Raw genomic sequence first — 21,097 nt, 5'->3', positions numbered from 1 at the left:
TGGTGGGTCGTATAGGATTCGAACCTATGACCAATTGGTTAAAAGCCAACTGCTCTACCGACTGAGCTAACGACCCATCTCTTAAATGGCTCCCTGAGCTGGACTCGAACCAGCGACCAATAGATTAACAGTCTACTGCTCTACCAACTGAGCTATCAGGGAACTCAAACATCCTAATGGCGGAGGGATAGGGATTCGAACCCTAGGGCCCTCTCGGACCGCTGGTTTTCAAGACCAGTGCTTTCGACCACTCAGCCATCCCTCCGTAGGATGGGCGCGTATGTTACCGTAATGAGTTTCCCTGTCAACACAATAACGTACTGTTTTTTTAAAAAAACACGATTATTTCATCGCATTTTTTTACGCCCCTTAAAAGCGGTTACTGTTTAACCAGAAACGCTTGAAAATTAACCACTTCCTATACCGTTTTAGTCATAATTACATATTGGGATAGTTCGGCCCCCCCAAACCCTCGGGGACAACCCAACGAATATTTTGGGCAGGATCTTTAATATCACAGGTTTTACAGTGTAAGCAGTTCTGACTATTGATCTGAAAATGCTCTCCTGCCTCATCATTTATGATCTCATACACTCCCGCTGGGCAATATCGTTGGGCGGGCTCCGCAAATTTTGACAGATTTTCATTCAACGGGATCGATGCATCGTTAAGCTGGAGGTGACAAGGCTGATCCTCTTCATGATTTGTATTCGATAGGAATACCGAGCTCAACTTATCAAAACTAAGGACACCATCCGGCTTGGGATACTCCAGCGGGCTACACTGGGACGCCGGTTTCAACTGGGCATAATCTTCATCATTATCATGCAACGTAACCGGGATTCTTCCGCCAAACAGATTTTGATCAATAAAGTTAAACGCTCCCCCCAGCAGAGGACCAAACTTATGCATTGCCGGACCAAAGTTACGGGAGCGAAACAGCTCATCATAGAGCCAGGAGGCCTCAAATTTATCATAGAAGCTTTCCAGCTCTTTCCCACCCTCGCCAGCTGACGTCAGCTCTTCAAAGACAGACTCAGCCGCTAGCATGCCTGATTTCATTGCTGTATGAGTGCCTTTGATCTTTGAAAAGTTCAAAGTCCCGGCATTACAACCCGCAATGATGCCGCCAGGGAAAGTCATCTTAGGCAGAGCATTGAATCCCCCCTTGGTGATCGCTCTGGCACCATATGAAACACGACTCCCCCCCTCCAGATACTGCTTCAAAACAGGATGGTGCTTCATGCGCTGAAACTCATCAAATGGGCTCAGATAGGGATTACTATAATTTAGATCAACAATCAGACCCACAACCACCTGATTCCCCTCTGTGTGGTAGAGGAAGAAACCACCACTGGCATCATTCAGAGGCCAACCTGATCCATGTAACACCAATCCGGGCTGATGCTTGTCTGGATCAATATCCCAAAGCTCTTTGATACCAATCCCGTAGTGTTGTGCATCAGCACTGCTGTTCAGATCAAACCTTTCAATCAGTTCCTTCCCCAGATGCCCTCTACACCCCTCAGAGAAAATAGTGTACTTGGCATGCAACTCCATCCCCGGCATATAACTATCTTTCCGCTCACCGTCCGCACTGACGCCCATATCTCCTGTGGCGATACCTTTGACACTACCATCTTCGTGATAGAGAACCTCGGAAGCAGCAAATCCAGGGAAGATCTCAACCCCCAACTGCTCAGCCCGCTCCGCTAACCAACGGCAAAGATTCCCCAGGCTCACAATGTAGTTACCCTGATTATGCATTGTGCTAGGTACCAGCATATTCGGCACTTTTACCGCTTTCTCTTCATTTTTAAGCATGAAGATCTGGTCCTCTGTCACCGCAGTATTCAGAGGTGCACCCTGCGCTTTCCAGTCGGGAAATAGCTCATCCAGAGCACGACTTTCTATCACTGCTCCAGAGAGAATATGCGCCCCAACCTCAGATCCCTTTTCAACAACACAGACGGTTAACGCCTTATCCTCATCTGTGGCTTGCTGCATGAGACGGCACGCCGCAGACAACCCCGCAGGACCAGCTCCCACGACAACCACATCAAACTCCATGGACTCTCGCGCCATATCGCTCATAACCTATCCTCGCTTAAATATGACGTCCTAAACTGATCGAATCTCAGTTTCACCATCACTTGATCACCAGCGTGAAAGCCCTCAGGTTCTCAGTCATCGCTGACGGAAGCACAGGGGCAGTCATTGCTGATTGAATTGCATTTAACACTTCCCGGAGCGAATGGGGATACGCTCCAGAGTGCTAAATCTTAAATACTTCTGTTAAGGCATCGGGAAATGCTGAGGCGATGATCCACCCATACGGAAATTACAGCAATAACATTTCAGGCCGGCATTGATAACAAAACCGTTCAAATTGCGTAAAAAGACCTTAATTCAGGAGCATGCAGCTGGCCTTATGAAGCCGATAATTGCTGGCAATAGGTGTCACTTCGACGATATTCACCCGGAGTCATTCCGGTCCATTTTTTGAATGAGCGGAAAAAAGCGGAGGGTTCTTCAAATCCCATCAGGCCCGCAACATCGTTGATCGATAACTGTGGCGAGTTCATATAATTCAGAGCGGCAACTTTACGACTTTCATCTTTGATTTTCTGGTAGGAGGTATCCTCCTCTAACAGACGACGGCGCAGAGTTGAAACTGACATATGCAAGCGATAAGCAACCTCATCAGCACTTGGCAACTCCTGGCTGAAATCATTACCGATCAGGGCGATGACCTGAGATTTCAGACTGGCATCATCATCCACCATCACAATCAGCTGATACGGCGCAGTTTTGAGAAAGCTGCGGAGTGTTTCCGGTGTCTGCACAATTGGAAAATCAAGGTATTTAGCCGGAAAAACGATCGCATTATCATGTTGATCAAATTTCACTTCCGACTGAAACAACGTTTTGTACTGGTTCACATCTTCCGGTTCTGAAAAGGTAAAATAGGCTGCTTTGAGTTCGAGCCGCTTCCCGATCAGCCAACAGAGAAAATGCTGCCACATAGACAACGAAGTACGAATTCTTCCAGGAATTTCATCACGCAGGATCTCCTCTATCGACACTTCAGACGCATCCGTCGTGTTGAATGAGACCTTCGCGTACCTCCCTTTGCGAACAAGGTGTGGTTTAACCTGAGTTCCCCTGCAGATCTCATGAAAGTCACTGGCTCGATAGATCGCTTTTTCCAGAGTCGTGCAATGGATCAAACAGTGACACATCATGCGAAAAGTACCATTAGGCACCTTGCCGCCGCTGAGCATCCCAAAATACTCATCCTGCGCGATGTAGTAGATACGCTGATATAGCAATCCAAACTTATCGGCGGGGAACTCGGTTTGCACACCGATCTCGGCAGGGTCTATACCCACCTGCTGCAATAGTTGTTCAACACTGAAGCCCTGTTCTTTAACCAGTTGCAATAGGTGCTGTACATAGCCAACCGGCACTGTAATTTTACGTTCCATAGAGAGTTAACCTGTCACCAAATACCCAAAGGTTCCCCAACCTCCGGTCAATAAAATCAATTCGAAACGCACTTCCCTTATATATTTGTGAAGTATTATGTTTGTTTTTGCAACATCAAGAACAATTTTGTTACTAACATTGCGCCCAAATGTCATTGAGCACAACAGGACTGAACGTGATTATGTATACCGATTAAGACTCTAATTTTATGTAATAACGCCCTATATTTGCTGAATTTTCTTATAGATCAGCTACATTGGAGTTTAAACCTATCAGCGTCATTAAAAAAAATAACATCGCTAGGTGAACGAAATGGCAATAAAAAACAGGATTTTGCAACGCAGCAAAAACCCGCTTCCAGCGTTTAAGCGCTGTGCTTTACCCTTTCTGATTGGAGCTGTTGTCAGTACCAACCAGGCACACGCAGTAGAATTTAACATCGGCGACATCGAAGGTCGTTTCGATTCACAGATCTCAGTAGGAGCCAGCTGGAGGATGGATGCGCCTGCTTCCAGACTGATCTCCCCGGCGAATGGTGGCAGTAGTTTAGGTGCTGGCAGCTACGACGATGCTACCCAGAACTTTGATAAAGGAGAGACCTTCTCCCAAATAGTTAAGGGCATTCATGACCTGGAGCTCACATATGAAAATATGGGGATCTTCGCCCGAGCTAAATACTGGTATGACGCAGAACTAGAATCTGGATCCAGAGGGCATGGACATGCCGCTAACCTCTATGCTCCAGATACAGAACTTGACGATTCTGGCTTTAATGATTATGCAAAATTTTCTGGCATTGAGCTTCTGGATGCCTACTGGTATGGGGCCTTTGATCTGGGCGAGAAACCGCTGGATATCCGAATCGGCCGCCAGGTTGTTAACTGGGGGGAAAGCACCTTTATCCAAGGGGGATTAAATGCAATCAACCCTGTAGATGTTAACGCCTTCCGCCGTGCCGGTGCTGAGGTAAAAGAGGGACTACTGCCTGTCAACATGGCATTTGCCTCTCTGGGTTTAACTGACAACCTCAGTGTTGAAGGCTTTTACCAGATAAAGTGGGAGCCCACCGCTATTGATGGATGTGGCACCTATTTTTCCACCAATGACTTTGTTGCTGAAGGCTGCAACGGCATCCGCATAAGCTCTGGCCCCTTAGCTGCACTGAATGATCAGGCTTATTTTAACAACCCTTTTGACCCGGTTGTCTACCGGGATCCGAATGGGCGCAGGGAAGCCGATGATGACGGCCAATTTGGTATTGCACTCCGATACTTCGCAGAAGAGCTCAACAATACAGAGTTTGGCTTCTATGCGGCCAAATATCATAGCCGCTTACCTATCGCCAGCGGCGTATACAACCTGGGCGCCCCTCTCATTACAACCCTGGCATCAGAATATTTTGTCGAGTACCCAGAAGATATTAAGATGCTCGGGTTAAGTTTTAACACAAACGTCGGTGATATCGCCTGGTCAGGTGAATTCAGTCATAAACAGAATGTACCTATCCAGATCAATGGTACATCACTGGTCGCAGGCATCCTTACGGTGGGTGCCACCGGCAACCCAGCTTTAGATAGCTATATCAACAATGCAATCAGTTTCGGTTTGGCGCCAGGTAGTGAAGTAGATGGTTATCAGTCCTTTGATATCTCACAATTTCAAACCAGTTTAATCAGTTTTCACGATCAGGTGTTAGGTGCCAGCCGCCTTACTCTGATAGGCGAATTTGGCTGGACTCATATTCATGAATTCGATGAAAGCGCTGATGCAATTAAATATGGCCGTAACGGTGCCTTTGGCTACGCTGCCGGTGACAATGATGGCTTCGTCACTCAGGACTCATATGGCTATGTCGTGCGTGCCAATCTCTCATACCCAAATGCATTTGCGGGTATTAATCTGACCCCTCAAATCAGCTTTAAACACGGTCTGGAAGGCTACGGCCCTCAGCCTGGTGCAGCATTCAATGAAGATGAAAAAACGTTAGGCCTTAGCTTAACGGCAGACTATCTGAATAAATATTCGGTCCAGCTTTCCTATACCGATTATTTTGGCGGGGACTTTAATTCAATTGAAGACCGTGACTTTATTTCACTTAGCGCCTCTGTATCTTTCTAAGAGCAGCAGCCCGATGGAGAAAACAATGTTTAATTCAAGAAAAATGCTGCTGGGAACAACCCTACTGATCGCTTCGACAACCCTTTCAGCAGCCACCAGCGAAAGCAACGCTGATAAACTGGGTACAACTCTGACGCCTGTCGGTGCGGAGAAGGCTGGCAATGCTGCTGGCACCATTCCCGAGTGGGACGGTGGCCTGGAAACATCCGCTGATCGCTACAATAACCCCTTTGCTGCCGAGTCCCCGCTTTTCACGATTACGGCCCAGAATGCGGAGCAATATCAAGCGAATCTGACCCCTGGGCAGTTAGCGATGTTGAAGCGATATCCGGAAACATATTCGATCCCGGTCTACCCATCACATCGAACAACGGCGCTTCCTCAACAGGTCTATGATGCGGCCAGAGCCAACGCAACATCAACCACTCTGACCGATGGTGGCAACGGGGTGGAGAACTTTACAACAGCGATCCCATTCCCAATTCCCGCCAATGGCCTGGAGGTAATCTGGAATCATATGACCCGTTATCGCGGCGGAGCTCTGGAGCGCACCTTTGTTCAGGTACCGGTCCAGGCTAACGGCAACTTCACAGCGGTTAAGATCAATGAAAAAATGTCCTGGCCCACCTCCTTAAAAGGCGGCGCAGATACAAAGAAAGATGCCAATATTCTCTTCTACTTTGTGCAACAGGTAAAAGCACCCTCCCGCCTGACCGGTAACGTACTACTTGTGCATGAAACCCTCAATCAGGTGAAACAACCACGTCAGGCCTGGACATACAATGCTGGCCAGCGACGAGTCAGGAGGGCCCCGCAGATCGCCTATGATGCACCGGGCACCGCCAGTGACGGCCAACGTACTACCGACAACCTTGACCTGTTTAACGGTGCTCCTGACCGTTATGACTGGAACCTGGTTGGCAAGCAGGAGCTATACATCCCCTACAACAGCTACAAACTGGCGGATCGCGGGTTAAAGTATTCTGATATTTTACACCCAGGCCATATCAACCCAGAGCATACGCGCTATGAGCTTCATCGCGTATGGAAGGTTGAAGCAACCCTGAAAGAGGGAGAGCGCCACATCTACGCCAAACGTACATTCTATATCGATGAGGACAGCTGGCAGATCGCTGTCGTGGATCACTATGATGGTCGCGGTGAGCTTTGGCGAGTCGGCGAGGCTCATCAGTTTCAATACCGTGATGCCAATGTCTCATGGTTAACTGCAGAGGCGCTCTATGATCTCCAGTCTGGACGCTATCTGGTCGGTAGTTTGACCAATGAAGAGGGTGAGGGTTTCGACTTTACGAAACGCTTTAAACATAAAGATTTCACCCCTCAGGCGATCCGCAGACTGGGTAAATAGTATCAACCCACCTTATATCCGCAAAAGCCCACTCCTTCGGAATGGGCTTTTTTTTGTTTAAATGCTTTTAACTTGAGTTATGGACTAGGATAATAGCTGAATCAGCTATACCCATTGTTTTTCCACCAACTCCTGAAGGTTATTCCATGGCCGAGATCGGCAAATACAGCACCCTTGAAGTGATCAAAGAGAAAGATTTTGGCGTTTACCTCGATGCCGGTGAGCTGGGCGAGATTCTTCTGCCGAAACGCTACTGCCCTGAGAATCTTGCTGTGGGAGAACATATCCGTGTTTTTATCTACCTCGATACAGACGACTACCTGATCGCAACAACGGAAAAGCCATCGGCCATTGTTGGCGAATTTGCCATGTTAAAGGTCTCGGCTGTAAATGATGTAGGGGCCTTTATGGATTGGGGCCTACCCAAAGATGTACTACTGCCCTTCAGCGAACAACGACAGCGCCCTGTCGAGGTTGGAAAGCGTTATCTTGTGCGCCTTTATATCGACAAGAATACCAATCGAATTGTCGCCTCCACCAAGATCGATAAATTCCTCGATACAACCCCTCCACTCTACAAAGAGGGAGAGGAGGTTCAACTGGTCATCGCCAACCGTACTGATCTGGGTCAGAAAGCGATTATCAACCATCAGCATTGGGGGATGATCTTCCGCAGTGATGTTCTAAAAACGATCTACCCTGGACAGAAATTTAAGGGTTATATCAAAGAGGTTCGACCTGATGGGAAGATAAACCTCTCGATGCAAAAGCCGGGTTACGCCAAAGTAGTGGATACAACGGGGGAGATTCTGGCGATGCTGGAGGATCAGGATGGTTTTATTACCGTGAACGATAAGTCTTCACCGGAGACCATTTTCCAACTGTTCGGCATCAGTAAGAAAGCCTTTAAGATGGCAGTCGGTGCGCTACTTAAACAGGGCAAAATCACCATCGAACCTGGCGGGTTAAGGCTTAAAGATTAACAGATAAAAAAACGCACCTTTCGGTGCGTTTTTCCTACTGATTGCTTAACCAATTTTCAAGCTGGTCAGCCCCTCCGATCAACTGCCCCTCAATAAAGACTTGAGGCGTTGTCCCCTGACCGGAGACTGCTTGAAGAGAGCTAAAGCTAATACCTTGATCTCCCAGCTGAATCTCCTCATATGTATAGCCTTGCTCTTCCAACGCTCGCTTTGCGCGAACACAGTGCCCACAACCAGCTTTACTCAACATGGTAATCCGCTTGGGCAGCTCAGCTTCCGGATTGATATAGTTCAACATAGTATCGGCATCAGACACCTGAAACGGGTCGCCTGGCAGATCCGGTTCGATAAACATTTTGTCGATAACACCATTTCGAACCAGCATCGAGTAGCGCCATGAACGCTCACCAAACCCCAATTCATCTTTATCAACCAGCATCCCCATGGCTGCTGAAAAATCACCATTACCATCCGGTAGAAAAGTTATATTGTCCGCCTTCTGATCACTGGCCCACGCATTCATAACAAAGGTATCGTTAACCGACAGACAGATAATCTCATCGATGCCCTGCTGCCTAAACAGACCTGCCAGTTCATTGTAGCGTGGCAGATGCGTACTGGAACAGGTGGGTGTAAAAGCACCAGGCAGCGCAAAAACTATGACATTGCGATTGCGAAAAATCTCATCGGTTGAAACATCAACCCACTCATCTCCCTGACGGGTGTGAAAGGTAACCTGAGGGACAGCCTGACCTTCTCGATTCTGAAACATGATCCAATTCCTCTATGCCGTTATGTATCCGTGATCGCCTCACGCGTTGAGAACACTATATGCAACAGAGAAGAATTGATGAAATTAAATAAATTTAGAATATTAATAGAAATTAACTATCAGCAAGCAGTACGGTACGTTCTTGTTCCAAAAACTCAAGGAACTGATCAAACGGCATCGGCTTACCCAGATAAAAACCTTGAACAAAGTCACAACCAAACGCCTTTAATACATCAAGCTGTGCCTGATCCTCGACCCCCTCTGCAACGACTTTGATTCCAAGGGTCTGGCCCATTTTGATGATCACCTCTACCAGAGTGCGGTCCTGCTCATCTTCCAGTAGATCGGTCACAAAACTACGATCAATTTTCAGGTAATCAACCGGGTAGTGTCGTAAGTAATTGATAGCAGAGTAACCGGTACCAAAATCATCTATAGAGAAAGCGATCCCCTGATCACGTAGCCGGTTGATCTTATCCAGTTGACTGTCACCACCGTCCATCAGCAGCGATTCTGTAATCTCAAACACGACTTTGTCATAGGGCACTTCATGTTTGCTGATGATCTCCATCCAGCGTTGGGCCGCATCCTTAGGGTAAAACTCTGCCACCGAACGGTTCACCGAAATCTGAATATCCAGCCCGGCTTGAGTCAGCCGTTCAGAGAGAAAGCCCACCTCATCCAGAATCCATTCTCCCAGAGCTCTGATCGCACCTGTCTGTTCAGCAATCGGAATAAACTCCGCGGGTGAGACCAATCCCTTCTTCGGATGGAACCAGCGAACCAGCGCTTCGCACTTGTTCGTACTCAACAAGCCCAGCTCCATTATCGGCTGCAGATAGACCTCAAACTGCCCTGTCCTGATCCCTTCAAGGATCTCATTGTGAACCTGAACATGGCGTTTGACCTCCTGGCTCAATCCCTCATTAAAGAAGAAGATACGGTTTTTACCGGCGCGCTTAGCTTCATACATCGCCCGATCAGCATTCTGAAGCAACTGCTCCATATCCACACCATCATCCGGGTACATTGCGATCCCCAAACTATGGGTAACGGATAGATACTGACCATCAATAAAGTAAGGCTCGCCCAACTCCAGCTGTAACTTTTCTGCCAGTAACTCTGCCTGCGTTGCTGATTCAAGGTCTTTCAGCACAATTACAAATTCATCCCCCGCCAGACGGGCTACCAGATCATCGCTACGCACGATCCCTGTCATTCGGCCTGCAAACTGCTTCAAAAGTGTATCGCCCGCAGGGTGACCCCAGTTATCGTTCACCTCTTTGAAATAATCCAGATCGATAAAAAAAAGCGCAAATATCTGGCGATGACGCCGGTGCTCCTGAATCATCAGCTTCAATTGTTGATTAAAATGGTAACGATTGGACAAGCCAGTCAACACATCATAATTCGCCCGGTAATTGGCAGTCTCAATCGCCTCTAGCTTCTCCCGGTAGTTTTTTGCAATCAGGTAAGCAGCCATCGCCGTTGCTAAACTTATCAACAACGCTATCAACCAGTATGTTTTCACCTGTGATCCAGTCACCTGCCATCCGCCATCTGTATAGGCAGCCATCTGCCACCTACCCGTCGGCAACACCACATCAACGGTCACTGCATCGGGGTGGAATGTACTAGAATCCCCATAAAAGACGGCTCCCTCCTGACCGGAACCATCGCGCCCCCGTATTGCGATATCTAACCCCCAGAGACGTTTATCTATTCCGGCACGCTGAAATAGATTCTGATCATCGATTACGCCCGAAATAATTCCCCATAACTGGTCACGCTCTTTTCCAATAAATACTGGAATACGCGCTATCAGAGCTGATCCGCCCTGTACCAGGTCAACCGGGCCTGTCAGTACAATATCTTTCTGCTCTATTGCTGAGAGTACGGCAGTTAACTGATCGGGGTGTTCCCGGTAGTTCAGACCGAGCGCTTTGCCATTACCTTCAGAGGGGTGGATATTGGTTACTATGAGATCAGGCGCCAAGGCTAAGTGGCGAATACTTAACTGAGTCTGTAGGAATTCATCTACGAGCAGCTGGAACTCAGACTGTGTGATATCCGGGTTAATCGCAACCTCGGCTTTCAGTCCCCTTAAAACAACCAGATGGGCATTAATTTCACCCTCCAGACGAGCCCCCAGAGTCAGCAGATCAACAAATGCCTGATGTTTGATATTTTCCCGAATCCGATTGAAATCATGACTGATAAAGACGGTAGATAGGAACAGCACCGTGAAGAAGACCGTTACTGAAAACGCAAAGGGTCTGTGGGTTAAAAGTTTTAGTACCGAACTGAACATCACAATGCTTACCCATGACAGCGGTTCAAACAATCTTAGCCGCTGTAATTCTGCTCTCAATCTATTAAGCATTCGACTTTAGCATCACCCATCTGGGTTTGTAATAGCAAATAACTGCAAATTCAAAGATTCAGGTATCAACCACTTGATGCTCCCTCTCCTCCGCAGCGTAGAGCAGGCAATCCCCAATCGCTATATCGGGTCGGGTCGTAATCATAAAGAGCTTAAGCGGCTGCGCCGTCATGAGTTGGTTACCACGGAGTTCAAAGAAGCGTTCAAACACATCTTCACCATTCGCATCATGTGCCCGCAAACAATCCCGCCCCATTCGGCTACCCATCCAGCCGATCAACTGACCACGCTCTACCGTCCCAAAATTACACCGGTCCAGTGTCGTCGGTACCGTAATATCGGTACCAATCACATAACTGTCTGCATAAGCGATGACGGTTTTGGGTTTTAACTCCAGGCGAACAGGGTGCCGATAGAGATCCATATGATGACCGTGTTCCAGAGTCATCACATCCTCCTGATAAAAGTACTTCTGTAACCCATTCCAGGCTACAGCGGCTGAACCGGCATCATCCACACCACCGCATTCGATCGTCACAACCGGGCAACGTCTGACACTTCTCTCCATCAACGCGCCTAAACGCAGATCAGTCACCACCATGCGGTCACAGAACAGCGATACCAGCGCTTCATGTTCACGGCTCTCATAGGTGACAACCCCAAAATCAGGACTATGACCCGATGTGTTATGAATATCGAGAATACACTCGGGCTTATACTCTTCAAACAGCTCAAGTATCTCCTCGGCAAGAGCCCCTGGCAGATCATCATAAGGAGGAAAGAAACAGCGATTCATATCTCTCTGGCCAGGATAAACCCGATTGCGAAACATCGGCTCCAAAATTGCGGCGGGTACAGAGGGGATAAAACAGATCAGATTGCAGAGCGGCTTCTCCGCACGCAGGAGCCACTTATGTAACGCCAGCAAGCCTGAGGGCTCATTGCCATGCAGAAGTGTGACCAACCCTCGGGTCCGGTCAGTTGATTCGCCCTCAATAAAGATCATCACCGCTTCGGAGATCTCCCGTAAAAAAGCCTCGGGAGTATTCTTCAACTCGGCAGCGGTTGGATTAAATAATTTTTTCATCCGTTACGGCTCTCTTACCTTTTATTCCAAGTTGAAACCGGAATATTATCCGCTGAGTGATCCATATAGTTCTGCACCATCTGCATCAACGCTTGCGATTCACTCATTCTCCTTTTCAGGCGCTGATATTCACGACGCTGCCATACAGCGCCGGTGATACCACTTTCAATACGCCCCCTGATAATACCGAGATAATGCTCCGCTTCATCAGCATCTACGCCTAACTGTTCAAGCCCATCTGCAGCAACCGGCATCAACAGTGTTGCCACATCGGTAATGCTGAGTTTCTGTAATCCACCCGCTTTCTCTAACACCGGCCACATCAGGAGCGCTTTCATCCCCTTTTCAGCAGCCTGATAAAAATTATTCACCAAGACACTGAACGGCATCGCAGGAATGATCGTATCCATCTCACCCTGAAGCCCTTTAGCAACCCCCAGAGCAAAAGCGGCATTGGCTGCCATATCAGAGGGGGTCGGCCCTGCGGGCAACGCTCGCATCTCAATACGCAGATGACCACCCTCTTTTTCATCATAAACAGCTCGATTCCAGGGCCAAACCGTGCCCGAGTGCATCCGCAACTCATCCAGACCAGCCACTCCCCCTTTATTGATGACCGACAGGACATCTTCACTACCACAAACAGGGATGATGGGTTGATGCAGATGCACCATCTCGGCAAACAGTTCGTAAGCCCCCTCCCTTACCCAGCCGTTTCCAAAATCAACCCGAGAGGGTACGCCACGGTCACACTCCTCATAGGAGCGACCATCAATGGCCTGACGAAAGAGAGGGATACGGGTTTCATGCCACAACTGGTGCCCCATCATAAAAGGCGAATTGGCCGCCAACGCAACAACGACCGGGGTAACCAACTGCAATGCATTGAATGTACAGGCAAAACGCTCTGGATTAACACGAAAATGGACCTGCATCGAACTGTTTGCCCCCTCCAGGGTAACATCGCGTGAACGCAGTGAGATGGGTGGATCACCCTCAATTTTGACACAAAAAAGTCGCCCCCTAAGGGCTTGGAGCGCTTGAGAAAGGGCATAAAAGCGAGATTCATCGGTCATCGCCTGAATCCCAAAATCTGAACGTTTAAGCGTTGGTAGAATACCTATCGGCAGCGCTTTACCCAGCTCTGGCAACAACTTCTGGTTAACGTGATCGATCGCAAACAGCATCTCCCGCTCCAGATGGCTGAAGGGAGTGCCTTTAGCCGGAACAGGGGTCAGATTGTACTCGAGATTAAAACGATTTAATTCGAGCGCCAGTTGTTTATGGCCACTACGAGCGATCACCTCACGATTCAGCTGTAGGGGACGAGCTTGTTGATCTACCAGATAGAGTTCCAATTCAGCTCCGATCGATGCATCACCCACACCAAAACCGGGACGCTGCAGCATCGCTTTCAAGCCATCGAGATTAACCATCAATCTCTGCTTGAACGCCTCGTAGTCTTCCGCAGAAAATGTATGAGAACTGATCTCTTGTCCCATAAGCCCTTCAGCACAGATTCATCTACATCTAATAAGATTAGCCAGCCTGACCTGTAACTACCACCTATTCTCGTCTATTTCTGTTAATAGTCCATGCCCGTCGCTTTTGCGTTAGAATAAACCATCGATACACGGAGGGTAGCCTGATGCCAGTTGATAAAATTGCCTGTCATTGTTGCGACCTGATACAGGAAGTGACGGAGCTCCAGCCAGGATTTAAAGCCCACTGTTCTCGATGCGGGCATCTACTGACAGCAAAAACTGAGCATGCACTAGATAAAGCAGCAGCTTTCGCCGCTTCCGCACTACTTTTCCTACTGCTTTCCCTCCCTTTTCCATTTATGGCATTCCAATCTCAGGGGCGAGAACAGGAGATATCTCTGCTTCAAAGTGCCTATGATCTTTTCGATTTAGGATTTCCCTTTCTCGCTCTGATCCTGTCACTCTTTATATTGCTGATTCCGGCACTAATGCTCTCAGCTTATCTGGCAGTCCTTCTTCCTCTGAAAATGGGCCGATGTTACCCCTGGATGTACACTATCACCCGCGGGTTATTCACCCTTCATCCCTGGGGTATGGCAGAGGTATTTCTGATAGGCGTTCTGGTGAGCCTGGTGAAAATTGCCGGCATGGCAGATCTGGTGATCGGCATGTCATTCTGGGCTTACGTCCTGTTCTCAATCTGCCTGACCGCCACAATCACCTCAATGGACAAACTCCAGCTGTGGCATACTCTGGATAGCTACTCAGGCAACATCAGGCAACAACCACAGATCAGTAGTGGCAGTGCATTAGATAATGGATTTCAAAGCTGCCACCACTGTCATCTGCTACACAGGCATGAAGAGATCCACTGTCAACGATGTGGCAGCAAGCTGCATCCACGGATACCTGACAGCATGCAGAAAACCTGGGCGTATCTGATTACTGCGATCGTGCTCTATATTCCTGCAAACACCTATCCCATTATGAATACTACGCTGCTAGGTGCTGACGACCCCAGCACAATACTTGGTGGCGTAGTACTGCTCTGGCAACACGGTTCTTACCCTATTGCAACGGTTGTATTTGTTGCCAGCATCCTCGTCCCGATAGCAAAGATGCTGTCGATTTTGTGGCTCGCCTACAGCGTCCAGGCAGAGCATCAACACCGTCTGGAGGAGCGCACCTGGATCTACCGCATGACCGAGCTGGTTGGCCGCTGGTCTATGATTGATGTATTTGTCGTCGCCGTTCTCGTGTCACTAGTACAGATCGGGGATATTGTCAGCATACAACCGGGGATCGCTGCGACCGCATTTGCAGGCGTGGTCATCCTGACAATGCTCTCAGCACATAGCTTTGACCCAAGGCTCATCTGGGATAACCTGAACCCGCAGGAAATGGATGCGGTTAATCAGGGAACCGAACCTTTAAACGACTTACTCGATAAGATCAGGTAACCATGTCGAAGAAAAACACCACCGACCCTAAACCGGTACTCAGCGCCAAGCGATCTATCTCCAGCATCTGGATTCTACCCCTGATCGCTTTGTGCCTGGGTGGCTGGATGATCTATCAGGACTGGGCTAATCGAGGCCAGCTAATCACGATCAGCTTTAGCACGGCCGATGGTATTGAATCTGGAAAAACTAAGATCAAAATTCGTAATGTCGAGGTTGGCAAGGTTGAATCGGTACAACTTAACTACCTAGAAAATAATGTACTGGTTAAAGCACGGATTGAGCCTGAGGTTGAGCCTTTACTCTACAGCAATACAAAATTCTGGGTCGTTCGCCCACGCGTGGGTGCCGGCGGCGTCAGTGGATTAGGCACCCTGCTTTCCGGGGCGTTTATCGAGATGTCCCCTGGCGATAGCGGCTTACCACCCTCCCAATACACAGGATTGGAAGACCCCCCTGTTACCTCAGAAAGTGAGCCGGGGCTGCGTTTGCAGTTAATTAGCGACAACGCACACTCTCTGAGTATCGGTGATACAGTCGTCTATCGTGGATTCCCCGTGGGCAGAATTGAGCAGGTCAGCTTTGATCCTCAGGCAAGGCAGGCGATCTATGATCTCTTTATTAAAGCTCCGTATGATCAACTGGTGACCACTGATAGCCGCTTCTGGAATATGAGTGGCATCAACCTTAACCTCTCTGCTGAAGGCGTCAAAGTCCAGACCGGAACACTCGATACGCTGTTAACGGGCGGTGTAACCTTTGATGTTATTGAGGGAGAGAGTAAAGGCAGTCCCGCGCAGGACGGAGACCGATACCGGCTTTACGCTGACTTTACCAGTGTCAAAGAGCAACCTTACGCTTTCTATAACGAATACCTGCTGCTCTTTGACCAATCGGTCCGTGGACTCGTCGCCGGTGCTCCGGTTGAGTTTCGCGGTGTGCGCATTGGTACTGTAGAGCGTATCTCCTTCCAGATAGATGAACTGACGGGGGGGACAGATCCCAGAATACCGGTCATTATCCGACTAGAACCGGGGAGGCTCGGCTTTGATGATCAGCAGTCAATTCTCACCAGCGCCCACACAAAGCTGCGCCACTGGGTCGATCAGGGTATGCGTGCCAGTTTAAAATCAGGAAACCTGATTACCGGCAGCCTCTATGTAGATTTTGACCTCTACCCCGATGCTGAGAAGGCCAATGTGATCGAGTTTGAGGGTTATCCCATTATCCCTACTATCTCCGGTGGCTTTGTTCAGCTTGAGAATAAACTGATTGCGGTCCTCAATAAGATTGAACAACTCAGAGTAGAACCGGTGCTTGCTCAACTGGACAGTACACTGGCCTCTTCTGAACGTGCGATCAGCCAGCTGACAACATCCCTGCAACAGGTTGAGATACTCGCCAGAGACAAACACACTCAGGCCCTGCCCGCCGAGTTGAAAGCTACCCTGCGTGAGATCCGTAACGCTGCTCAGGGGCTCTCCCCGGATAGCCTTATCTATCAAGAGTTAAATCAGACACTCAGCACTCTGGAACACACACTGAATCAACTTCAGCCGGTCATAAAGACGCTTGACGAAAAACCCAATGCGCTGATTTTTGATAAACCTCATATCGCTGACCCCATTCCCGGAGGGATCAACCTTGAATAGATTGCCCTTTATCGCATTCCTGTTCACATGCGTATTCGTGACAGGCTGCTCTAACCAAAGCACTCATGAAACCAGCCGTTACTATCTGCTCCACAGTAATAGCGAAAGCTATCAGAAAGCAGCTACAACACTGACCATCGGGATCGCCCCGATCGAAGTTGCCGAATACCTCAACACTCAGGGCATTGCGTTAATCACTCAGAGTAACCAGATCCAGTTTGCCCGATACCATTTATGGGCAGAGCTACCAAACAGGGCAATTCCCCGTGTCTTGCACAGTGAAATAGAGAGAGCCCTGCCTCACATCGGGATAGAAACGGATCGTCATTCAGGGGCATCTGAATGGGACTATACCCTGCTGATCCAGATCGATCAGTTTCACGGATCAGAGCAGGGGGATGCAACCCTGTCAGGCTATTGGTCCCTGAAAGATAAAGATAAAATTTTAACTAAACAGCGTTTTAATTTCTCTGAAAAAATTGATAGTCCAGGCTATGATCCACTTGTATCAAAACTGCGTAAGCACTTAAGTTCACTAGCCTTAGAGCAAACAAAAACAATCTCGGAATTTATCAAGAACTACAAAACTGATAACTAATTTTGTTTTAATTTAAATCAAGATTCTGAGCTTTTTTTGAGTGAAATTCAGCATCACTACAGGCTGAATCGTCTATAATTAGAGATCTTCAACAGACAGGCAATACTGCCCGTCGGGCAATTGGGTTAGTTTTTTATGGAAAACAGCATTATTTCTACGGGCCTGAATCTAGCGCTTACTGCACAGCGTGGTAATGGCAATGAAGCATCTAATGTGCCACGAACAACTGGTAGCGAAGCATCAGCACAGGCGACCCAACAAGCCCAAGTGCAACTTAATCAGGACCTTCCACAAACCAGTTCGATTCCTGAGGTTAGTAATCCCGCAGAAGGGCGGACTAATCAGACCAATAATGCAGAGCAACTGCCAGAGCGTGAAGTTCAACAGCAGCAGATTGCCACTTTTCTGGCAGAACAGACCGGTGAAAGTCGGGAAAATTTTGAAGGCATCGACATACAATCTGCACTTGAGATTCAGGAAACGCTGAGAGGGCGAACCGCTGATTCCACTTCCCCGGAGAGTGAAGTTTCTGCGACGGCCACTGGGAATAGCAGTCCCACCCCTGCCGATGCCAACGAGCAGCAGGAGCTTGAACTCCAGCAACGTTTGCAAACTCGCCTGGCGGAACAGATTCCAACGGACCCCGGCACAGAGTTCCCCCCTCTTATTAGGACCAGCGCTTAAGCACTCACATAAAAAAAGCCGGAAAACCGGCTTTTTTTACACTGATCACCTTACATCTCTGCAGCGAGCCGTGTCCCCTGATCTATCGCCCGCTTGGCATCCAGCTCCGAAGCAACATCAGCACCACCGATCAGATGTACCGGCTTCTGGCTGATCTGATCTACCAGATCTCGGCGCGACTCCTGTCCGGCACAGATCACCACATTATCCACTTCAAGTAGCTGCGGCTCCCCCTCCACCAGCAGGTGCAATCCGGCATCATCAATTTTCAGATAATCACATTTATTCAGCATCTTAACGCCTTTCTTAGCCAGATCAGTGCGATGGATCCAACCCGTGGTTTTACCTAATCCAGTGCCCACTTTAGTTTTCTTGCGTTGAAGTAGGTAAACCTCCCGGGCAGCGGGCTCAAACTCTGGCTGCATATTTTCAACACCGCCTCGCGATTCCAGCGTCATATCCACCCCCCACTCTTTCATAAAAGCAGGAATATTCTGACTGGTTGACTCACCCTGATGTACCAAGACTTCAGAGATATCAAAACCGATACCGCCTGCACCGATTACAGCCACTCTCTTTCCTACTGCCGCCCCCTGCATAACATCAAGGTAGGTCAGCGCTTTTGCATGATCCACACCTTCCAGCTCCGGACGACGTGGTGTAATCCCGGTAGCCAGTACAACTTCATCAAAGTCGGAGCAGTTGAGCATCTCTCCGGAGACCTGAGTGTTCAGGCGCAGCTCGACCCCGGTCAACTCGATCTGCTTGCCAAAATAGCGGAGCGTTTCATAAAACTCCTCTTTACCTGGTATGCGTTTCGCCACATTGAACTGCCCACCAATCTCCGAGGCCGCATCAAAAAGCGTGACCTGATGCCCACGTTTTGCTGCAGTTGTAGAGAAAGCCAACCCTGCAGGTCCGGCCCCGACTACGGCAATTTTTTTCTGTTTATCCGCAGGTGAGATGAGCAACTCGGTTTCATGGCAGGCACGCGGATTGACCAGACAACTGGTCAGTTTGCCCGCAAAGATATGATCCAGACATGCCTGATTACAACCGATACAGGTGTTTATCTCATCAGCGCGATTTTCTGCTGCTTTACGAACAAATTCAGGGTCTGCAAGGAAGGGACGGGCCATTGAAACCATATCCGCATCACCTCGGGCCAATACCTCTTCTGCCACATCGGGCATATTAATGCGGTTGGAGGTAATCACCGGTACCGACAAAGCTTCACGTACCTTAGCCGTGACCCAGGTGAAGGCAGCTCGCGGAACCTTGGTTGCTATCGTAGGAATGCGCGCTTCATGCCAACCGATCCCAGTATTGATAATGGTCGCACCCGCCACTTCGATCGCTTTGCCCAGTTCAACGATCTCCTGATAACTGCTCCCACCCTCAACCAGATCCAGCATCGATAGACGGTAGATGATAATAAAATCGGTACCTACCGCTTCTCGCACACGTCGCACAACTTCAAGCGGAAAGCGGATACGCTGTTCATACTCGCCCCCCCACTCATCTTCACGCTTGTTGGTTCTGGCAGTGATAAACTGATTAAGCAGATACCCCTCAGATCCCATGATCTCAACACCATCGTAACCCGCCTCTTTTGCCAGAGATGCGCAGCGGACAAAATCTGAAATCTGCTCCTCAATCTCGCTGGCATTGAGCGCCTTTGGTGGAAATGGATTGATCGGAGCCTGGAGTGCAGAGGGTGCTACCGGTTGAGGGTTATAAGCATAACGCCCAGTGTGCAGGATCTGCATACAGATTTTCCCGCCCTCTTTGTGCACAGCATCTGTCACAATACGATGATTTTCCACATCTTCAGCCGTTACCATCTGAGCTGCATGCCCATGCACCGCCCCCTCTTTATTGGGGCCGATTCCTCCGGTTACAATCAATGAAACCCCACCCCGGGCACGCTCGGCATAGAACGCGGCCATCCGCTCAAACCCATTTGGCGCTTCCTCCAGGCCAAGATGCATAGACCCCATCAGAATACGGTTTTTCAGCGTCGTAAACCCCAGATCCAGAGGAGCCATCAAATGTGGATAAATAGTCGTTGTCATCAGTCAAATCTCATCATTATTCGGGCGTCAAAGGCCTCTCATTATTTTTCTGTAGGTTCGCGCGTCTGCAATGGAGCAGTGATCGGGCGAAGCCCCTCATATTCAGGTTTTTTGCCTGACATTTTGGCCGTAAAGGTCTGCATAATATCTGTTGGCTGAAACATGCCCGCTTGCCATGTCGCCATATAATTCAGACTGTCTCTGACACTGTGATCACGGGCATAATTGATCATCTGCTTGCTGCCGGTAACGGCCAGCGGGGACTGCGCAGCGATGCGTTGAGCAATATCAAATACCTCGATAAGCATAGTTTCCTGATCCGGGTAAACATGATTAACCAGACCGGAAGAGAGTGCTTCGGTTGAGATAAATTTTCTGGCAGTGTAGGCCAACTCTCGTGCAATCCCCTGTGGGATCAATTGTGGTAATCGTTGCAAGGTTCCGAGATCCGCAGTCATTCCCAACTCCGTCTCCTTTACGGTGAAATAAGCATCCTCTGTGCAATAACGCATATCCGTAGCACACACCAGATCCAGAGCACCACCGATACAACCACCCTGCACCGCGCTGATCACTGGGAAGCGCACCTCCTCCAATACATTGAAGCAATCCTGTAGCTGATACACTAAACGTCTGATCGCTTCGGCTCTGCGCCCAGGTTCACCATTGAACATAGCCGGGTCCGGTTGAGCAAACACATCAAGATCCATACCGGCGCTAAAATGTTTTCCACTGGAAGAAATTACCAGCACACGAGTATCTGCTTCACGATCCAACATGCGAACAGCCTCCGGAAACTCTCTCCAGAACGCACGATTCATTGCGTTTCGCTGCTCAGGTCGACTCAGTTGCAGATGTGCAACATGTTCCTCAACACTCAGAGTAAATGTCTGATAGCTCATCTCCGTCCCTTTTTATGCTTAATGGATTACTCGACAAAACT

At 48.8% G+C, this 21,097-nt stretch carries 15 protein-coding genes and 3 tRNA genes; 7 read left to right on the top strand and 11 right to left on the bottom strand.

Features of this window, described 5'->3' with window-relative positions; translation table 11 throughout:
• From Q0882_RS16070 to Q0882_RS16050, 5 genes are all read right to left on the bottom strand, one after another.
• Positions 1 to 76 (bottom strand) — tRNA-Lys (locus tag Q0882_RS16070).
• A gap of 10 nt (positions 77 to 86) precedes the next feature.
• Positions 87 to 162 (bottom strand) — tRNA-Asn (locus tag Q0882_RS16065).
• Positions 163 to 177: 15 nt separating this feature from the next.
• Positions 178 to 265 (bottom strand) — tRNA-Ser (locus Q0882_RS16060).
• A 173-nt stretch (positions 266 to 438) separates the two neighbouring features.
• A complete protein-coding gene (locus Q0882_RS16055; protein WP_299183811.1) occupies positions 439 to 2,085 on the bottom strand; it encodes an electron transfer flavoprotein-ubiquinone oxidoreductase in 1,647 nt (548 codons plus the stop codon).
• Positions 2,086 to 2,429: 344 nt separating this feature from the next.
• Positions 2,430 to 3,488 carry an AraC family transcriptional regulator gene (locus Q0882_RS16050; RefSeq protein ID WP_299183809.1) on the bottom strand — a complete coding sequence of 353 codons (1,059 nt, stop codon included), beginning with the start codon at positions 3,486 to 3,488 and terminating at the stop codon, positions 2,430 to 2,432.
• A gap of 313 nt (positions 3,489 to 3,801) precedes the next feature.
• On the opposite strand from Q0882_RS16050, the gene Q0882_RS16045 reads away from it, so the two are divergent.
• The 3 genes from Q0882_RS16045 to Q0882_RS16035 all read left to right on the top strand — a co-directional run bounded on the left by Q0882_RS16045 (position 3,802) and on the right by Q0882_RS16035 (position 7,959).
• On the top strand, positions 3,802 to 5,607 hold the full coding sequence (locus tag Q0882_RS16045; protein ID WP_299183807.1) for a DUF1302 domain-containing protein: 1,806 nt from the start codon (positions 3,802 to 3,804) through the stop codon (positions 5,605 to 5,607).
• A 25-nt stretch (positions 5,608 to 5,632) separates the two neighbouring features.
• Positions 5,633 to 6,976, top strand: a complete 1,344-nt coding sequence (locus Q0882_RS16040) for a DUF1329 domain-containing protein (protein WP_299183806.1) — start codon at positions 5,633 to 5,635, stop codon at positions 6,974 to 6,976.
• A 146-nt stretch (positions 6,977 to 7,122) separates the two neighbouring features.
• A complete protein-coding gene (locus Q0882_RS16035) occupies positions 7,123 to 7,959 on the top strand; it encodes a S1-like domain-containing RNA-binding protein (protein WP_299183804.1) in 837 nt (278 codons plus the stop codon).
• 34 nt (positions 7,960 to 7,993) lie between these two features.
• Here the strand turns inward: Q0882_RS16035 and Q0882_RS16030 are convergent, their stop codons facing one another.
• The 4 genes from Q0882_RS16030 to Q0882_RS16015 all read right to left on the bottom strand — a co-directional run bounded on the left by Q0882_RS16030 (position 7,994) and on the right by Q0882_RS16015 (position 13,703).
• Positions 7,994 to 8,731 carry a glutathione peroxidase gene (locus Q0882_RS16030; RefSeq protein WP_299183802.1) on the bottom strand — a complete coding sequence of 246 codons (738 nt, stop codon included), beginning with the start codon at positions 8,729 to 8,731 and terminating at the stop codon, positions 7,994 to 7,996.
• Between the two features lie 112 nt (positions 8,732 to 8,843).
• Positions 8,844 to 11,042 (bottom strand): EAL domain-containing protein, encoded by a 2,199-nt coding sequence (locus Q0882_RS16025; protein ID WP_299183800.1) that lies wholly within the window; start codon positions 11,040 to 11,042, stop codon positions 8,844 to 8,846.
• Positions 11,043 to 11,172: 130 nt separating this feature from the next.
• On the bottom strand, positions 11,173 to 12,201 hold the full coding sequence (locus Q0882_RS16020) for a succinylglutamate desuccinylase/aspartoacylase family protein (protein ID WP_299183798.1): 1,029 nt from the start codon (positions 12,199 to 12,201) through the stop codon (positions 11,173 to 11,175).
• A 14-nt stretch (positions 12,202 to 12,215) separates the two neighbouring features.
• Positions 12,216 to 13,703, bottom strand: a complete 1,488-nt coding sequence (locus Q0882_RS16015) for a glutamate-cysteine ligase family protein (protein WP_299183796.1) — start codon at positions 13,701 to 13,703, stop codon at positions 12,216 to 12,218.
• 146 nt (positions 13,704 to 13,849) lie between these two features.
• Here Q0882_RS16015 and Q0882_RS16010 point away from each other — a divergent pair, with 146 nt between their 5' ends.
• The 4 genes from Q0882_RS16010 (at position 13,850) to Q0882_RS15995 (ending at position 18,079) form a co-directional block, all read left to right on the top strand.
• On the top strand, positions 13,850 to 15,145 hold the full coding sequence (locus Q0882_RS16010; protein WP_299183794.1) for a paraquat-inducible protein A: 1,296 nt from the start codon (positions 13,850 to 13,852) through the stop codon (positions 15,143 to 15,145).
• A gap of 2 nt (positions 15,146 to 15,147) precedes the next feature.
• Positions 15,148 to 16,797: an intermembrane transport protein PqiB gene (pqiB, locus tag Q0882_RS16005; protein WP_299183793.1), complete on the top strand. Its 1,650-nt coding sequence runs from the start codon at positions 15,148 to 15,150 to the stop codon at positions 16,795 to 16,797.
• Positions 16,790 to 17,395 carry a membrane integrity-associated transporter subunit PqiC gene (locus Q0882_RS16000; protein WP_299183791.1) on the top strand — a complete coding sequence of 202 codons (606 nt, stop codon included), beginning with the start codon at positions 16,790 to 16,792 and terminating at the stop codon, positions 17,393 to 17,395. The genes pqiB and Q0882_RS16000 overlap by 8 nt, the downstream gene beginning before the upstream one ends.
• Before the next feature lie 135 nt (positions 17,396 to 17,530).
• The gene (locus Q0882_RS15995; protein WP_299183789.1) at positions 17,531 to 18,079 is read left to right on the top strand and encodes a hypothetical protein; all 549 of its coding nucleotides are present in this window, start codon (positions 17,531 to 17,533) and stop codon (positions 18,077 to 18,079) included.
• A 50-nt stretch (positions 18,080 to 18,129) separates the two neighbouring features.
• On the opposite strand, the gene Q0882_RS15990 is transcribed toward Q0882_RS15995, so the two are convergent.
• Together Q0882_RS15990 and Q0882_RS15985 are read right to left on the bottom strand one after the other, a co-directional pair.
• Positions 18,130 to 20,154: an NADPH-dependent 2,4-dienoyl-CoA reductase gene (locus tag Q0882_RS15990; RefSeq protein ID WP_299183787.1), complete on the bottom strand. Its 2,025-nt coding sequence runs from the start codon at positions 20,152 to 20,154 to the stop codon at positions 18,130 to 18,132.
• Positions 20,155 to 20,195: 41 nt separating this feature from the next.
• Positions 20,196 to 21,056, bottom strand: coding sequence for a crotonase/enoyl-CoA hydratase family protein (locus Q0882_RS15985; RefSeq protein WP_299183785.1), 861 nt, complete (start codon positions 21,054 to 21,056; stop codon positions 20,196 to 20,198).
• Positions 21,057 to 21,097: the final 41 nt, after the last annotated feature.

Origin of the sequence: uncultured Neptuniibacter sp. (assembly GCF_947498015.1) — a bacterium.
In the GTDB taxonomy this organism is placed as follows: Bacteria; Pseudomonadota; Gammaproteobacteria; order Pseudomonadales; family Balneatricaceae; genus Neptuniibacter.
This window is presented reverse-complemented; position numbering and strand designations above follow the sequence as displayed.

What these genes read in the sequence shown, in the direction of transcription:
- Q0882_RS16055 (WP_299183811.1), bottom strand. Translation starts at nt 2,085, where the DNA reads ATGGCGCGAGAGTCCATGGAGTTTGATGTGGTTGTCGTGGGAGCTGGT.
- Q0882_RS16050 (WP_299183809.1), bottom strand. Translation starts at nt 3,488, where the DNA reads ATGGAACGTAAAATTACAGTGCCGGTTGGCTATGTACAGCACCTATTG.
- Q0882_RS16045 (WP_299183807.1), top strand. Translation starts at nt 3,802, where the DNA reads ATGGCAATAAAAAACAGGATTTTGCAACGCAGCAAAAACCCGCTTCCA.
- Q0882_RS16040 (WP_299183806.1), top strand. Translation starts at nt 5,633, where the DNA reads ATGTTTAATTCAAGAAAAATGCTGCTGGGAACAACCCTACTGATCGCT.
- Q0882_RS16035 (WP_299183804.1), top strand. Translation starts at nt 7,123, where the DNA reads ATGGCCGAGATCGGCAAATACAGCACCCTTGAAGTGATCAAAGAGAAA.
- Q0882_RS16030 (WP_299183802.1), bottom strand. Translation starts at nt 8,731, where the DNA reads ATGTTTCAGAATCGAGAAGGTCAGGCTGTCCCTCAGGTTACCTTTCAC.
- Q0882_RS16025 (WP_299183800.1), bottom strand. Translation starts at nt 11,042, where the DNA reads ATGTTCAGTTCGGTACTAAAACTTTTAACCCACAGACCCTTTGCGTTT.
- Q0882_RS16020 (WP_299183798.1), bottom strand. Translation starts at nt 12,201, where the DNA reads ATGAAAAAATTATTTAATCCAACCGCTGCCGAGTTGAAGAATACTCCC.
- Q0882_RS16015 (WP_299183796.1), bottom strand. Translation starts at nt 13,703, where the DNA reads ATGGGACAAGAGATCAGTTCTCATACATTTTCTGCGGAAGACTACGAG.
- Q0882_RS16010 (WP_299183794.1), top strand. Translation starts at nt 13,850, where the DNA reads ATGCCAGTTGATAAAATTGCCTGTCATTGTTGCGACCTGATACAGGAA.
- pqiB (WP_299183793.1), top strand. Translation starts at nt 15,148, where the DNA reads ATGTCGAAGAAAAACACCACCGACCCTAAACCGGTACTCAGCGCCAAG.
- Q0882_RS15995 (WP_299183789.1), top strand. Translation starts at nt 17,531, where the DNA reads ATGGAAAACAGCATTATTTCTACGGGCCTGAATCTAGCGCTTACTGCA.
- Q0882_RS15990 (WP_299183787.1), bottom strand. Translation starts at nt 20,154, where the DNA reads ATGACAACGACTATTTATCCACATTTGATGGCTCCTCTGGATCTGGGG.
- Q0882_RS15985 (WP_299183785.1), bottom strand. Translation starts at nt 21,056, where the DNA reads ATGAGCTATCAGACATTTACTCTGAGTGTTGAGGAACATGTTGCACAT.